This window comes from Streptomyces coelicoflavus (assembly GCF_045041415.1).
In the GTDB taxonomy this organism is placed as follows: domain Bacteria; phylum Actinomycetota; class Actinomycetes; order Streptomycetales; family Streptomycetaceae; genus Streptomyces; species Streptomyces coelicoflavus.
In genome coordinates this window covers 284,056-297,066 of the sequence record NZ_CP108218.1, presented here as the reverse complement: position 1 = coordinate 297,066, position 13,011 = coordinate 284,056, and the positions used below count along the sequence as shown (strand labels likewise).

Annotated in this window: 15 protein-coding genes; 5 read left to right on the top strand and 10 right to left on the bottom strand. The window is 73.6% G+C overall.

The window, feature by feature from the left end; all coding sequences use genetic code 11:
- Window positions 1–57: 57 nt before the first annotated feature.
- The 3 genes from OHA99_RS01335 to OHA99_RS01325 all read right to left on the bottom strand — a co-directional run bounded on the left by OHA99_RS01335 (window position 58) and on the right by OHA99_RS01325 (window position 2,497).
- A complete protein-coding gene (locus OHA99_RS01335) occupies window positions 58–396 on the bottom strand; it encodes an SCO0607 family lipoprotein (protein WP_381506582.1) in 339 nt (112 codons plus the stop codon).
- A gap of 73 nt (window positions 397–469) precedes the next feature.
- Window positions 470–1,441: a hypothetical protein gene (locus OHA99_RS01330; RefSeq protein WP_381502624.1), complete on the bottom strand. Its 972-nt coding sequence runs from the start codon at window positions 1,439–1,441 to the stop codon at window positions 470–472.
- A gap of 24 nt (window positions 1,442–1,465) precedes the next feature.
- Window positions 1,466–2,497: a GlxA family transcriptional regulator gene (locus tag OHA99_RS01325; protein ID WP_228125998.1), complete on the bottom strand. Its 1,032-nt coding sequence runs from the start codon at window positions 2,495–2,497 to the stop codon at window positions 1,466–1,468.
- Between the two features lie 227 nt (window positions 2,498–2,724).
- On the opposite strand from OHA99_RS01325, the gene OHA99_RS01320 reads away from it, so the two are divergent.
- Window positions 2,725–3,891 carry a GDSL-type esterase/lipase family protein gene (locus OHA99_RS01320; protein WP_381502627.1) on the top strand — a complete coding sequence of 389 codons (1,167 nt, stop codon included), beginning with the start codon at window positions 2,725–2,727 and terminating at the stop codon, window positions 3,889–3,891.
- A gap of 46 nt (window positions 3,892–3,937) precedes the next feature.
- Here the strand turns inward: OHA99_RS01320 and OHA99_RS01315 are convergent, their stop codons facing one another.
- Both OHA99_RS01315 and OHA99_RS01310 read right to left on the bottom strand, forming a co-directional pair.
- On the bottom strand, window positions 3,938–4,639 hold the full coding sequence (locus OHA99_RS01315; protein WP_153176313.1) for a type 1 glutamine amidotransferase: 702 nt from the start codon (window positions 4,637–4,639) through the stop codon (window positions 3,938–3,940).
- A 25-nt stretch (window positions 4,640–4,664) separates the two neighbouring features.
- On the bottom strand, window positions 4,665–5,786 hold the full coding sequence (locus OHA99_RS01310) for a lipid II:glycine glycyltransferase FemX (RefSeq protein WP_381502629.1): 1,122 nt from the start codon (window positions 5,784–5,786) through the stop codon (window positions 4,665–4,667).
- Window positions 5,787–6,052: 266 nt separating this feature from the next.
- Here OHA99_RS01310 and OHA99_RS01305 point away from each other — a divergent pair, with 266 nt between their 5' ends.
- Window positions 6,053–7,108 (top strand): Ku protein, encoded by a 1,056-nt coding sequence (locus OHA99_RS01305; protein WP_366471612.1) that lies wholly within the window; start codon window positions 6,053–6,055, stop codon window positions 7,106–7,108.
- Window positions 7,109–7,137: 29 nt separating this feature from the next.
- Here the strand turns inward: OHA99_RS01305 and OHA99_RS01300 are convergent, their stop codons facing one another.
- The 3 genes from OHA99_RS01300 to OHA99_RS01290 form a co-directional block, all read right to left on the bottom strand.
- Window positions 7,138–7,983, bottom strand: a complete 846-nt coding sequence (locus OHA99_RS01300; RefSeq protein ID WP_366471613.1) for an RNA polymerase sigma factor SigF — start codon at window positions 7,981–7,983, stop codon at window positions 7,138–7,140.
- A 177-nt stretch (window positions 7,984–8,160) separates the two neighbouring features.
- Complete coding sequence (locus OHA99_RS01295; protein WP_153176309.1) at window positions 8,161–9,090, bottom strand: anti-sigma factor RsbA family regulatory protein; 930 nt, start codon at window positions 9,088–9,090, stop codon at window positions 8,161–8,163.
- Window positions 9,087–9,431 carry a hypothetical protein gene (locus OHA99_RS01290; RefSeq protein ID WP_381502634.1) on the bottom strand — a complete coding sequence of 115 codons (345 nt, stop codon included), beginning with the start codon at window positions 9,429–9,431 and terminating at the stop codon, window positions 9,087–9,089. The genes OHA99_RS01295 and OHA99_RS01290 overlap by 4 nt, the downstream gene beginning before the upstream one ends.
- 183 nt (window positions 9,432–9,614) lie before the next feature.
- Between OHA99_RS01290 and OHA99_RS01285 the strand changes: the two genes are divergently transcribed.
- Window positions 9,615–9,971: a PRC-barrel domain-containing protein gene (locus OHA99_RS01285; protein WP_164141569.1), complete on the top strand. Its 357-nt coding sequence runs from the start codon at window positions 9,615–9,617 to the stop codon at window positions 9,969–9,971.
- Between the two features lie 75 nt (window positions 9,972–10,046).
- On the opposite strand, the gene OHA99_RS01280 is transcribed toward OHA99_RS01285, so the two are convergent.
- Together OHA99_RS01280 and OHA99_RS01275 are read right to left on the bottom strand one after the other, a co-directional pair.
- The gene (locus OHA99_RS01280; protein ID WP_007389544.1) at window positions 10,047–10,610 is read right to left on the bottom strand and encodes a Dps family protein; all 564 of its coding nucleotides are present in this window, start codon (window positions 10,608–10,610) and stop codon (window positions 10,047–10,049) included.
- A gap of 94 nt (window positions 10,611–10,704) precedes the next feature.
- On the bottom strand, window positions 10,705–11,310 hold the full coding sequence (locus OHA99_RS01275; RefSeq protein ID WP_007389545.1) for a flavodoxin family protein: 606 nt from the start codon (window positions 11,308–11,310) through the stop codon (window positions 10,705–10,707).
- Between the two features lie 44 nt (window positions 11,311–11,354).
- On the opposite strand from OHA99_RS01275, the gene OHA99_RS01270 reads away from it, so the two are divergent.
- Both OHA99_RS01270 and OHA99_RS01265 read left to right on the top strand, forming a co-directional pair.
- The gene (locus tag OHA99_RS01270; protein WP_405693554.1) at window positions 11,355–12,095 is read left to right on the top strand and encodes a class I SAM-dependent methyltransferase; all 741 of its coding nucleotides are present in this window, start codon (window positions 11,355–11,357) and stop codon (window positions 12,093–12,095) included.
- A gap of 106 nt (window positions 12,096–12,201) precedes the next feature.
- Window positions 12,202–12,993: a hypothetical protein gene (locus OHA99_RS01265; RefSeq protein ID WP_228125997.1), complete on the top strand. Its 792-nt coding sequence runs from the start codon at window positions 12,202–12,204 to the stop codon at window positions 12,991–12,993.
- Window positions 12,994–13,011: the final 18 nt, after the last annotated feature.

Sequence of the window (13,011 nt, the reverse complement as noted above, 5' to 3'; positions counted from 1 at the left end):
GTCGTGGTATGTGCCGCCGCAACCCAGAGCAGGTGTTCGGACCGTGGAGACCGGTGGTCACCCGCCCTCGGGCACCCGCACGACCTTCCCGTTCTCGTCGACGGTGTGCGTCTGCCAGTAGGTGTCCCACTCGTCGCCCACATGCTCCGGGACCTTGCCCTCGGGGTAGCGGGTGTAACCCTCGGGCGGCTCCTCGCCGTTGGGCGTACATGCCGAGCCGGTGCCCCCGACGCTCAGGACCGGGTACTCGCCCCCGCCGCAGACGGCCTCCTCCATGGAACAGCCGGTCAGAACCGCCGCGGCGGCGGCACCGGCCAGGGCCAGGGCGCCGACCGATCGCGCGGCGCCGACGGCACGCGCGATCGACGGACGGTGAACTCGGTTGGTGATACGCACGGTTGACTCCTTGTGGGTGGCTCGTGCGGCCAGCGTCCCCCGGTGGGGGGAAGCACCTCATGAGTACGGGTACTCAATCGAACGAGTCGTATGACCCGGCCCGGCCGCCCAAACGGTCCACCCGGCGCGCACTGGCCCGCGCCTCGCGCTCGGCCGCGGTCAGCGCGTGCGCGGCCGCACGGTCCCGCTCCTTCGCCTCCCGCCGGCCGCGTTCGGCCCGGTCGCGGTCCTCGTGTGCCGCCCGCAGCCGCTCCTCGGCGGCGGTCACCGTCTCCCGGACGCGGGCGAGTTCGTCGTCGGCCGTGTTGAGCGACTCCCGCGCGTCCGCCTGCTCGGCCCGTGCCTCCCGCAGCCGGCGCCCGGCACGCTCGGCCTCCCGCTCGGCCCCGGCCAGTTCCTCCCGCCGTTCGCGTCGCCGCTCGGCGAGTTCGTCCTTCGCCCCGGGCCCGGGCGAGGTGCGGGAGGCCTTCGGGCGCGGTGCCGGCTCCGGTGCCGTCCGGCCGGGTGCCGTCGGGGCGGTGGCCGAGGGGAAGGCCGACGGCGGGGTCAGGGAGACCTCCAGGCGGCCTCCGGCCCACTGGACGGCCGCGTCCGGGTCCGCGAGGACCGCGCCCAGGGTCGACTCGACCTCCCGCTGCGCCGCCTGGGACAGCCGCTGTCCGGCCTCGCCGGCGAGCTGTGCGGCCTGCCGGGAGAGGGCGGCCACGATGCGCCGGCGCTGCGCCGACAACTCCTTGAGCCCGGCGGCGTCCAGGGTGCGGTGTGCTTCGCGCAGTGCCCGCCCCAGCTCCAGGAACCGCCGGGTCTCCTCCGGCCGGGAGTGCGCCAGCAGGTTCGCCGCCCAGGCCGCCAGGGTGGGCCGGCGGGCGGCGTGGATGCGGCGGGCGTCCTCCTTGCGGCCGTCGGTCCTGGCCGCCGCCGCGCGTTCCTCGCGGCGGGCGACGAACGCGGACGGAGGCGTGCCGTACAGCTCGTCCAGGACCCGCTCGACCGCTTCCGTGTCCCGTGCGCCCGTATCTCCACGACGCCCGCCCTTGCGCTGCATGGCCCTCCGCCTCCGACTCGACCGCTACGACCGCCCCGGCCTCCTGTCTACGGTCACCGCGGCCGTGCCGCGACCCGGCCGGGGCCCGCGGCCGGGCGTGGTGCGGCCCGGCGGCCGTCGGCCGAAGGCGCGCCGGTAGGCGTGCGGGCTGACCCCCGTGGTGCGTTTGAAGCGGTCGCGGAAGGACGTCGGGGAGCCGAAGCCGACCTGGGAGGCGATGCGTTCCACGGAGTGCTCGGTCGTCTCGAGGAGGTGCTGTGCCTGCCGGATGCGGGCGCGGTGCAGCCATTGCAGCGGGGTGCTGCCGGTCTGCTCCCGGAAGCGGCGGATCAGCGTCCGCGTGCTCACCCCGGCGTGGGCGGCGATGTCGGCGAGGGCGAGGTCGCGGGCCAGGTTCTCCCGCAGCCAGGTCAGCAGGGGCTCGAGGGCGGAGCCGCGGGGCACGGGGGTGTAGTCATGGACGATGAACTGGGCCTGGCCGCCCTCGCGTTCCAGGGGCATCACCGACAGCCGGGCGGCGTGCGCGGCGACCGCCGAGCCGTAGTCGCGCCGGATCATGTGCAGGCACAGGTCGAGGCCCGCGGCGGCGCCGGCCGAGGTGAGGATCCGGCCGTTGTCGACGTACAGGACGTCCGGGTCGACGTCGATGCCCGGATGGGCGGCGGCCAGGGCGTCGGCGGCGGTCCAGTGGGTGGTGGCCCGCAGACCGTCGAGCAGCCCGGTGGCGGCCAGCGGGAAGGTGCCGGAGCAGATGGACGCGATCCGTGTGCCGCGCTCCGCGGCCTCGCGCAGCGCCTCGCCGACGGCCGGGGAGAGCGGGTCGGCCACGGCGGCCGTACCCGGCACGACGATCGTGTCCGCGTCCCGCAGTCCGTCCAGGCCCCAGGGCGCGCGGAGCGTGAAGGCGCCGGCGTCGGTCTCGGGGTGCTCGGCGCACACTCGGACCTGGTAGCCGGGTCTGCCGTCGGGGAGCCGGGTCCGGGTGAAGACCTCGAGCGGGGTGGACAGGTCGAACGGGATCACCCGGTCCAGCGCGACAACGGCGACGGTGTGCATGGCCGGAACGTACCTCCCCGCGGAACGGCGAGCGGCGCCTGTGGCGGTTTCCCGTTGGAACCTGTCATTCCTGCCACGCCAGGCGCATGCCAAGCCCACACCGAGCTCATGTCGAGCCACAGCGCAGTTTCCTGTGGTGACCAGCAGTTTGCCTAACCCTTTTAGGTTTGTGCATAATCAAAGAAGGAACGCGCGACCCAGCAACACGCACCACCGCCGGAGGCGACATGAACACCACGGACGACTGGATCACCACGCCGATCACCCCGGACCTCCTGCGGGGCGCCCTCGACCTGGAGCGCACCGAGCGCGGTCTGCTGCCCCACCGGCTGCCCGCCCGGGCCCGCGCGCAGAACACCGACGGCCAGCTCGCCATGGCCGAGTCCCAGCCCTCCGGCGTACGCCTCGCCCTGCGCACCCGCGCCACCGCCCTCGAACTGGACACGGTGCCCACCAAGCGGGTCTACGCCGGCGCCCCGCCGCGCCCGGACGGCGTGTACGACCTGCTCGTCGACGGCCGCCCGGCGGGCCGGGCCAGTGTGGCGGGCGGCAACACCCTGAGCATCGACATGGCCACCGGCACGGCGGACCTCGAGCCCGGACCGCCCGGCACCCTCCGCTTCGCGGACCTGCCCCCCGGCAGCAAGGACGTCGAGATCTGGCTGCCGCACAACGAGACGACCGAACTCGTCGCCCTGCGCACCAACGCCCCCGTCGAGCCCGCCCCGGACTCCGGCCTGCGGGTCTGGCTGCATCACGGCAGCTCCATCAGCCACGGCTCCGACGCCGCGAGCCCCACCACCACCTGGCCCGCCCTCGCCGCCTCCCTCGGCGGCGTCGAACTGGTCAACCTGGGTCTGGGCGGCGGCGCCCTGCTCGACCCGTTCACGGCACGGGCGATGCGCGACACCCCCGCCGACCTGATCAGCGTCAAGATCGGCATCAACGTCGTCAACGCCGACCTCATGCGGCTGCGTGCCTTCGGCCCCGCCGTGCACGGCTTCCTCGACACCGTCCGGGAGGGCCACCCCGACGCCCCGCTGCTGGTCGTCTCGCCCGTCCTGTGCCCCGTGCACGAGGACACCCCGGGCCCCCTCGCACCCGACTTCGCGGGGGGACGCGTGCGCTTCGTCGCCACGGGCGACCCGGCGGAACGCGCGAGCGGGAAGCTCACCCTGAACGTCATCCGGGACGAGCTGTCCCGGATCGTCACGGAGCGGGCCGACGACGACGAGAACCTGTACTACCTCGACGGCCGCGCACTCTACGGAGAGGCCGACGCGGCCGACCTGCCCCTGCCCGACGGCGTCCACCCGGACGCCGCCACCCACCGCCTCATCGGGGAACGCTTCGCCGAGCTGGCCTTCACCGACCGAGGCGCCTTCAAGGGCTGATCCCCACCGGCAGGGCCGTCTCACGGGCCGGTCTCACGGGCCGGTCTCACGACCCGGTGACGACCGCGGCGAAACGTCTGGCCACCTCGCGCCAGACCGCCTCGGCCGCGGGCTCGTCGAGTTCCGCCCGGCGGGAGAGCTCCACCGGATCCAGTCCCCGGGCGCGAAGCCGGCCGGCGTCCCACGACCTGACCCGGTCGGCTCCCGCCTCGGGGTGGAACTGAACGCCCCACGCACGCTCGCCGACCCGGAAGGCCTGGTAGGGGCACCGCTCGCTCGCCATGAGCCAGGTGGCTCCGGGCGGCAGCGCGGTGACGGCGTCCACATGGTGCTCGACTGCCGTCACCCGTTCCGGCAGCCCCCTGAAGAGCGGGTCGTCCCCGGCCTCCGGCCGCAGCGTCAAGGGCGTGCTGCCCATCTCCGGCTCGCCGTGTTCACCCCGCACCGTGCCGCCCGCGACCCTGGCGAGGAGCTGCCCGCCCAGACAGATGCCGAAGACCGGCACACCCCGCTCCACCGCCCGGGCCACCAGCGCCCGGGTGGGGGCGAGCCAGGGCGCGCGCACGTCGTCGTCGGGCAGGTAGCCGCCCCCGAGGACCAGTACGCCGTCGTGCCCGGGACGCCGGGGGAGCGGCGCACCGGCGTAGGCGTGCACCACGTCGGTCGACACCCCGTCCGCGCGCAGCCAGTCGCCGAACCGGCCCGGCCCGCCGCCCCGATGGTTCTGCACGACCAGCAGCCGCGACATCTCCCACCCCCTCGCGGCACGCCCCTCAGCGGCGCGCCAGGTACAGGGCCACGGCCTTGTGCAGCACCCTGTTCAGCGGATAGTCCCACTCACCGAGGTACTCGACGGCCTGTCCGCCCGCACCGACCTTGAACCGGAGCAGCCCCAGCAGATGGTTGTTCTCCTCCAGGGTGTCAGTGATGCCGCGGAAGTCGTAGACGGCCGCCCCCAGTTCACGGGCGTCGCACATCATCCGCCACTGGAGGGCGTTGTTGGGCTGCACCTCGCGCCGGCGGCCGGTGGACGCCCCGTACGAGTACCAGACGTGTTCGCCCACCGTCAGCATCGTGGCCGCCGCCAGCACCTCACCGTCGTGATGGGCGAGGTACAGGCGCATGCGGTCGGGGTCCTCGGCCGTCAGCGCGGTCCACATGCGCTGGAAGTAGGCGAGGGGGCGCGGCACGAACCGGTCCCGTTCCGCCGTCTCCACGTACAGCTCGTAGAAGGCGGGCAGGTCCCCCTGATCGCCCCGCACCACCTTGACGCCGGCCTTCTCGGCCTTCTTGACGTTCCGGCGCCACTGCTGGTTGAACCCGCTCTGCAGGTCCTCCGGCGAGCGGCCGGCGAGCGGCACCTGACACACGTACCGGGGCTGGCCCGCGGCGAAGCCGTCCTCGCCGCCCGACTCGGTGCGCCGCCAGCCCATCCGGCGCAGCCGTTCGGCGACGTCCTCCGCACCGGGCTCGCGCACCGTCGGCTCCACGTCGCCCAGCCGCCGGGCCCCGGGGTCGGCGATCGCCGCCTTCACGGCGTCGGCGCTCCAGCGCCGGGCCACCACCGGCGGTCCCATCCGCACCGAGAACGCGCCGCGCTCCCTCAGGTGCGCGAGCATCGGCTCCAGCCACCGCTCCAGACCGTCGGCCGCCCAGTCGACGACCGGGCCCTCGGGGAGATAGGCCAGGTAGCGCCTCGTCCTCGGCAGGGGGCGCAGCAGCACCAGCCCGGCGCCCACCAGTTCGCCTCCCTCGTCGAACCAGCCCAGGCTCTCCGCCCGCCAGTCCGGCTTCACGTCGCCCCAGGAGGGGACCTGAAGGTGACTGACGGAGGGCCGGGCCGTGACGAAGCGCAGATGCTCCTCGCGGGTGATCGGCTTCAGACGAAAGCTCATGGGGCGTCCCTCGGTTCGGCCGCTGGTGCGGCTCTGCTTCGGCGTCGTGCGACGGTCCGACGGGGGAGACGGCCGGGGCGCTGGGCGCGGTTGCCGTCCCGCACCTCACAGGGAACAACGGCCGCGGCCGATCCGCGCGCCGTCGCCCGGCCGGCCACCCGTGTGCTCCGTCCGGCGCGCGGGGACGTCAGCCCGATGGCAGCGTGTCAGGACCGGGCGGCGCCGGCCCGACCGGGGGCGCGGGCACGACACAGGGAGCGGACGCCATGGCACGGGCGATCTGGACGGGCGTGATCACCTTCGGGCTGGTCTCGGTGCCCGTCGGCCTGTACACGGCGACCGAGGACCACACGGTCCACTTCCACCAGTTGCAGCGCGGCACTTCGGACCGGATCCGCAACCGGCGGGTCAACGAGCGCACCGGCAAGGAGGTCGGCCCCGACGACATCGTCAAGGGCTACGAGGTGAGCGAGGGCGAGTACGTCGTCGTGGAACCCGAGGAACTCGACGAGATCGCGCCGGGACGCTCCCGCACCCTCGACATCACCGACTTCGTGGACCTGGACCGGATCGAGTCGGTCTACTTCGGCCGCACCTACTACCTCGCCCCGCGCGGCAAGGAGTACCTCAAGGTCTACGAACTGCTGCGCACCGCCCTCGCCGAGGCCGGCAAGGTGGGCGTCGCCACCTTCGTGATGCGCAACCGGCAGTACCTGACCGCCCTGCGCGCCGAGGACAGGGTCCTGCTGCTCCAGACGCTGCACTGGGCCGACGAGGTCCGCGACCCCGTCGAGGAACTGCCGGAACTGCCGTCGGACCGGGTGGGACGCGGCAAGGAGCTGGACATGGCACTGCGCCTCGTCGACGCCCTCAGCGGCGACTGGGAGCCCGCCCGCTACCACGACACCTTCCAGGAGAAGGTCCGCGAACTGGTCCGGGCCAAGGCCGAGGGCGAGGAGGTCGCCGTCGCGCAGGAGGCGCCTGCGGCCACCAATGTCGTCGACCTGATGGAGGTCCTGCGCGGCAGCCTGGAGCAGGCGAAGGGCGCGGGTGGCAAACGGTCCTCGTCCTCCGCCTCGCGGAAGAAGGCCGCCGCTCCTTCCCGCCCGTCCCGCGAAACCCGGCCGAAGCCGTCGGAGCGGGGCGAACTGCGGGACCTGAGCAAGGCCGAGCTCTACCGGCGGGCCACCGAACAGGACATCGCCGGCCGGTCGAGGATGAGCCGCAGGCAACTCGCCGACGCGCTCAGCGGCAGCCCCAGTGGCAGTGGCAGCGGTCGCGGCAGCGGCGGCCGTCGCAAGAAGAAGACGACCGCCGCCTGAACCGGACCGCCGCCCGAGCCGGACCGGGCTCAGGAGGTGGTGAGCATGCCTTCCCGCAGGCGGGTCAGCAGTCGCGAGATCAGCCGGGAGACGTGCATCTGGGAGACGCCGAGGCGTTCGCCGATGTCCTTCTGGGTCAGTTCCTCGACGAACCGCCAGTGGATGATCTGCCGGTCGCGTTCGTCGAGTTCGGCGATCATCGGTGCAAGGGCGTGGAAGTCGTCGACCAGGGCCAGGGCTGCGTCGTCGGTGCCGATGAAGTCGGCCAGTGCCGACTCGCCGTCCTCGCTGCCGCTGATGGTGGCGTCCAGGGACGCGGAGTTGTAGCCGTTGGCCGCCAGGCGGGCCTCGACGACCTCGTCCTCCGGCAGGCTCATCAGCTCGGACAGCTCCCCGGTGGTGGGGTTGCGGCCGAGCCGGCTGCGCAGCTCCTCGGTGGCCCGGGCCAGCTGGACGCGGGCCTCCTGCAGACGCCGGGGCACGTGCACGGCCCAGGAGGTGTCCCGGAAGAACCGCTTGATCTCGCCGACGATGTAGGGCACGGCGAAGGAGGTGAACTCGACCTCGCGGGTCAGCTCGAACCGGTCGATGGCCTTGATCAGGCCGATCATGCCGACCTGGACGATGTCCTCCATCTCCTCCGGACCACGGCTGCGGAACCGGCCGGCCGCGAAGCGGACCAGGGACATGTTCATCTCGATCAGCGTGTTGCGCGCGTACTGGTGCTCGGGAGTGCCCTCCTCCAGCACCGTCAGCTGCTCGAAGAACAGCTTCGACAACTCCCGCGCGTCCCTGGGCGCCACCTTCGACGGGTCCGCGATCTCCGGCATGCCCGTCGTGGTGAGTTCGGTGGCCTCTGCGGTCGTCGTCGTCATGATGTGCCCTCCCGGTGGATCGGTCGTCGTTGTCACCTTGTCGGCCGACGACCGGTCGCCTACCCCGTGTCAGGCCCCGCACACCTCGCACCACGCCGGCCGGGCGGCGAAGGACCCGCGAAGGGCGCGGGGATCAGGGACGCGCGGTGCCCCGGACGCCGAGGTCAGAGGTCGGGGTCAGACGTCGAGGTAGAAGCGGACGGCGGTGCCGTCGTCGGCCGTGTGCACCCGCACGAGATCGGCCACGTAGTGGACGAGCAGCAGCCCGCGGCCACCGATCTGCCCGCGCTCCGGGGGCCGGCGGCCGGCGAGCGGATCCGTCAGCCGCCCCGTGTCGCGGACCTCGCACACCACCTGCCCCGCCTCGGCCCAGACCGCCAGCGTCCCGCCACCGCCGCCGTGGACCACGCTGTTGGTGGTCAGCTCGGCCACCGCCAGTTCCGCGTCCTGAAGCCGCTGCCCGGCCAGCCCCAGCGAGGCGGCCCGGCCGACCGCGAAGCGGCGTGCCTCGGGCAGCTCCCCGGCCCCGAAGGCGAGGACACCGGCGTCCGGCGGACGGGTCAGCGCCTCGTTGTAGCGGGCGACCACCGCCTGCCAGTCGTACGCCTCGCTGACCCGCTCACGCCCCCGGGCGATGACCGTCGGATGGGTGACCAGGGCGTCGGCCAGGACGTCCGGGGCCAGCCGGGTCTCGTCGTACGGGCACAGGACGGTCGCGGGACGGCCCGCGAAGGCCGCGTTGATCAACGCCTCGTGCTGCGCGCACGCCGGGTACTCCGCGGCGCTGCGCCCGGACCAGACCGGCTCGCCCACGATCCGCACCCGCACCCGCGCGTGGGCGTCGGCGAACGCCCGCAGCACACCGGGGATGATCCGGCCCGGGTTGCGCCCGGCGTCGGTCATGTCCAGGAAGGTGACGTCCCGGGCGTCGCCGCCCAGCCCGGTCCTGACCAGCTCCAGGTTGGGGCCGGGCACGGCCACCGCCACCGGCTCGCCCGCGGCCAGCCCCTCCCGTACGAACGCCACCGTCCGGTCGGCATACTCGTCCTGCGAGCGGTAGAACAGGGCCGGATGGGTGAATGTCCCGTCGGTGGTCGTCATGCTCATCGTGGCGTCACCTCGATCCGGCGCAGGGACGGCCAGAAGAGGTCGAGCAGCCGCGGCAGCTGCGGCGGCGGCCGTTCCACCACCATGCGGCCCCCGGGCAGGTTGATGGCCGTGACGGCCAGCGCCGTCACCCCGGCCACGTCGACGAAGCGCACGCCGGACAGCTCCACGTAGGACACCTCGCTGTGCCGCCGGGACAGCTCGGTCAGGGCGTTCTCCCAGGACAGCCGGGTGCTCACGCCGATCTCACCACGGGCCCGGATGCCGGGACGGCCGGACAGCGAGCCCACGTCCAGCACCGCACCGGTCCGCACGCGGGCCGGGCCGCCTGCGCCATCCACACTCGATCCCCCTCCGGGAACTGCACCGGGTACCCGTCCGCCACCCGGGCGCTCCGTCCGGCCAGGCAGCCTATCCCGGACCGGACTCCGTACGCCGGTGAGGGGACAAACAGGCGACAGCCGGGCGAAGCGGGGAACACGACAGTGAGCGCGTCCCCGGAAGGTCGGAAGGGAAGACTGGGCATGTTTGAAGCCGAAAACATTCGTGACTGGCGCGGCCTCGACGTCGTGGACTACGACGGCCGCAAGATCGGGACCCTGGAGTCCATCTACTTCGACACCCTCACCGACCGGCCCGCGTTCGCCACGGTCACGATCGGCCTGCCGACCCGCCGGCGGCTCGTCTTCGTGCCGGTGGACAAGGCCACCGTGGGGCCGCAGTACCTGAAGGTGACCTACGACAAGTCCCTGGTCAAGGACGCCCCCGGGATCGACCCGGACGGTGAGCTCGCCGCCGAGGACGAGGGCGCGGTCTTCACCCACTACCACCTGCCCTACGAGCAGGGCAGCCGCGGCGAACGCCGCCTCGGCCGGCGCTGAACGGCCCAGGGGCCCGTGTCCCGGCCACGCGGCCGGGACACGGGCCCCGCACACAGCCCGGCGGACCCGACCCGGTTACGAGACGTCCGCCCCGCGTGCCGCCGCCTCCGTCTCGGACGTCGCACTGCCCGTCGCAAGGGTGCCGCCCGCGCTCTCGAGATGGGCGCGCACGAACCACTGGAACTGCTCCAGGTCCCTGAGCTGGCCGATCAGCAGGTCCTCCGTCGCCGTGTCGATCTTGCCGGCCTCCTCGACCGCCGCGCGCATGTCCTCGACCACGCCCGTGTACACGACGTCGAGCGCGCCGAGGTGGGCGATGGCGTCGGCCCGGCCGATGGAGTAGTCGTCCCACTTCCGCTCGCTCACCAGCGCCCCGGGCGTGCCCTGGGCCACCCCGCCGAGCGCGGCGATGCGCTCCGCGACGTCGTCGGCCATGTCGCGCACCTGGTCGACCTGGGGGTCGATCATCTCGTGCACGGCGATGAAGTGCGGACCCACCACGTTCCAGTGCACGTGCTTGAGGGTCAGGTGCAGGTCGTTGAGGGCGTGCAGGCGCAGCCGCAGCACACCGATCAGCCGTCCGGCGGCCTCGCGCTCGATCCCGGGGACCGTGTACTTCGGGGTCAGGTCGTGCGTCATGGCGGACCTCAGCTCCTCAATGCGTTTCGTACGTCGTTGCTCGTGCACGAATGCCCCGTATCCGCCCCGGCAGACATGCCGGGCGGCGCCGCGATCAGGACGGCGGAGCCGGCAGGGGCATCGCACCGAGGGCGCGCGCGGCGTGCACGAGGTTGGACGCCATGGCCCGGCCCGTGGACACCGACCAGTCGTGGCCGCGCTCGTCGTCGAGGAAGTCCGGACCGGGACCGGGGCCGAGGTGCCAGTAGGTCCAGGCCTGGCCGGGAATGGTGTAGCCGATGTCCGCGAGCCCGCCGCTGATCTCGCTGATGACGTGGTGGGCGCCGTCCTCGTTCCCGGTGACCAGGACACCGGCGACACGGTTGTAGGCGACGGGGCGGTCCTCGTCGTCGGTCTCGCCGAGCATGGCGTCCATGCGTTCGAGGACCCGCTGGGCGACGGACGAGGGACGGCCGAGCCAGGTCGGCGACGCGATGACGAGGATCTGCGCGGCCAGCAGCTTCTCGTGCACGCCCGGCCAGTCGTCCCCGTCGCCCATGTCGGTCTCGACCCCCGGTTTGAGGTTCAGGTCGACGGCCCGTACGACGTCCACCTCCGCCCCGTGGCCTTTGAGCGCCGCGATGACCGTGGCGGCCAGCGCCTCGGTGTTCGACGGCTGGGGAGAGGGCTTGAGGGTGCAGTTGACGACGAGTGCGCGCATGCCTACCCCTGTTCCCCGGCGGGCCCGGCACTATCGTCGGCCGTATGGCTGACGAGTGCTTCCGGCATCCGCGGCTCGCCGCGCTCTACGACGTGCTCGACACCGACCGCGGCGACCTGGGTCCGTACCTCCGCATGGCCGACGAGTTCGGCGCCCGGAGCGTGCTGGACATCGGCTGCGGAACAGGCGTGTTCGCCCTGCTGCTGGCCGGCCGCGGCCGGGACGTCGTCGGCGTCGACCCCGCCGGGGCCAGTATCGACGTGGCCCGGTCCAAGGCGGGCGCCGGCCGGGTGCGCTGGATCCGGGGCGACGCCACCTCGCTCCCCGCGCTGCGCGTCGACCTGGCGACCATGACGGCGAACGTCGCCCAGGAGATCACCGGCCGGGACGCGTGGCTGGGGACGCTGCGCGGCGCGTACGAGGCCCTGCGCCCCGGAGGGCACCTGGTGTTCGAGACGCGGGACCCGGCCCGGCGCGCCTGGGAGCGGTGGACCCGCGAGCACACCCACCGGGTGGCGGAGGTCCCCGGCACGGGCACCGTCGAGAGCTGGTGCCGGCTCCTCGACGTGAGCGGACCCCTGGTCACCTTCCGGTGGACCTACGTCTTCGGTGCGGACGGCGCGGTGCTGACCTCCGACTCGACGCTGCGTTTCCGCGAGCGGGACGAGGTGGCGGCCGACCTGACCGGACAGGGGTACGCGGTGCGGGAGGTGCGTGGTGCCCCGGACCGCGAGGGCCGGGAGTTCGTCTTCGTCGCGCGCCGTCCGGACGCGGACGGACCCTGACACCGCCCCGAACCGCGCCGGCCTCCGGAAACCGGCAGCCAATGCCGCCCCCTCACTGCCCGGCCGCCCCCTGACGCGGCACCCCTCGAGCCGCCATCCTCAGCGCATGGCCCGTTTTCAGCACACCGTGATCCTCGCCCCCGTGCCGCGCCGCTGGTTCGAGTCGTGCGTGGCCACGCTGCACGACCTGGCCGAGGACACGGACGCCGAGGGAGCGTGCCTGCGGCTGCCCGACGGCCGCCCGCTGCCCGGTCTGGTGCTGGCGCAGGGGCGGCACCTGAGGCCGGGCGCGCGGTACCGGCCGGTGAACGAGAAGGACGGGGAACCGGACGCGGACCAGTGCGTCACCGTGCTCTCCTGGGACCGCCGCCGGGAGACCGCGCTGGAGGTCGTCACCGTCGACGACGACCCGGACCGTCCCGCCCGGCTGGACTGCGCCCTCGGGCTCACGAGCGCCGAACGGCCGCGCGAGGTGCGGCTGTCGGCGACGCTGCGCCCGAGCGGCGGCAAGGGCGCCAAGTACCTGGGCGGCACCGCAGGCGCGCACCTCGACCTCGGCGGATGGTGGCAGGCGACCGGCGACGGCCGCCGCCCCTCCCGCGCACCCCTGAGCGGGACCCTGACGCACGCACTCGCCCGCGTCACCGTCACGGTCGTACCGCGCCCCGCCCCGGACGGACGCTGGCGGGTGACCGTGAAGGCACGGGTCACGGGCCGCTCCGTCGCCCGCCCGCTCCTGCCCCTCGCCGCGGCCGTGCTGGGAGGCCGCGCCCGGCGGGCCTGCGCCGAGGCCCTGGACCGGGCCGCGGCGACGTGGAACGCCCAGGTCCCCGAACTGGTCCGCAAGGACGGTGAACTACTGCGTGCCGAACTGGCCGACGCGCTGCTCGGCCCGTGAGACGGCGTACACCGCGCT

Excerpts from the sequence above, each read along its gene's own strand:
- OHA99_RS01285 (WP_164141569.1), top strand. The coding sequence starts at position 9,615 with ATGTTTGAAGCCGAAAACATTCGTGACTGGCGCGGCCTCGACGTCGTG.
- OHA99_RS01330 (WP_381502624.1), bottom strand. The coding sequence starts at position 1,441 with ATGCAGCGCAAGGGCGGGCGTCGTGGAGATACGGGCGCACGGGACACG.
- OHA99_RS01270 (WP_405693554.1), top strand. The coding sequence starts at position 11,355 with ATGGCTGACGAGTGCTTCCGGCATCCGCGGCTCGCCGCGCTCTACGAC.
- OHA99_RS01265 (WP_228125997.1), top strand. The coding sequence starts at position 12,202 with ATGGCCCGTTTTCAGCACACCGTGATCCTCGCCCCCGTGCCGCGCCGC.
- OHA99_RS01295 (WP_153176309.1), bottom strand. The coding sequence starts at position 9,090 with ATGAGCATGACGACCACCGACGGGACATTCACCCATCCGGCCCTGTTC.
- OHA99_RS01305 (WP_366471612.1), top strand. The coding sequence starts at position 6,053 with ATGGCACGGGCGATCTGGACGGGCGTGATCACCTTCGGGCTGGTCTCG.
- OHA99_RS01320 (WP_381502627.1), top strand. The coding sequence starts at position 2,725 with ATGAACACCACGGACGACTGGATCACCACGCCGATCACCCCGGACCTC.
- OHA99_RS01310 (WP_381502629.1), bottom strand. The coding sequence starts at position 5,786 with ATGAGCTTTCGTCTGAAGCCGATCACCCGCGAGGAGCATCTGCGCTTC.
- OHA99_RS01280 (WP_007389544.1), bottom strand. The coding sequence starts at position 10,610 with ATGACGCACGACCTGACCCCGAAGTACACGGTCCCCGGGATCGAGCGC.
- OHA99_RS01300 (WP_366471613.1), bottom strand. The coding sequence starts at position 7,983 with ATGACGACGACGACCGCAGAGGCCACCGAACTCACCACGACGGGCATG.
- OHA99_RS01315 (WP_153176313.1), bottom strand. The coding sequence starts at position 4,639 with ATGTCGCGGCTGCTGGTCGTGCAGAACCATCGGGGCGGCGGGCCGGGC.
- OHA99_RS01275 (WP_007389545.1), bottom strand. The coding sequence starts at position 11,310 with ATGCGCGCACTCGTCGTCAACTGCACCCTCAAGCCCTCTCCCCAGCCG.
- OHA99_RS01325 (WP_228125998.1), bottom strand. The coding sequence starts at position 2,497 with ATGCACACCGTCGCCGTTGTCGCGCTGGACCGGGTGATCCCGTTCGAC.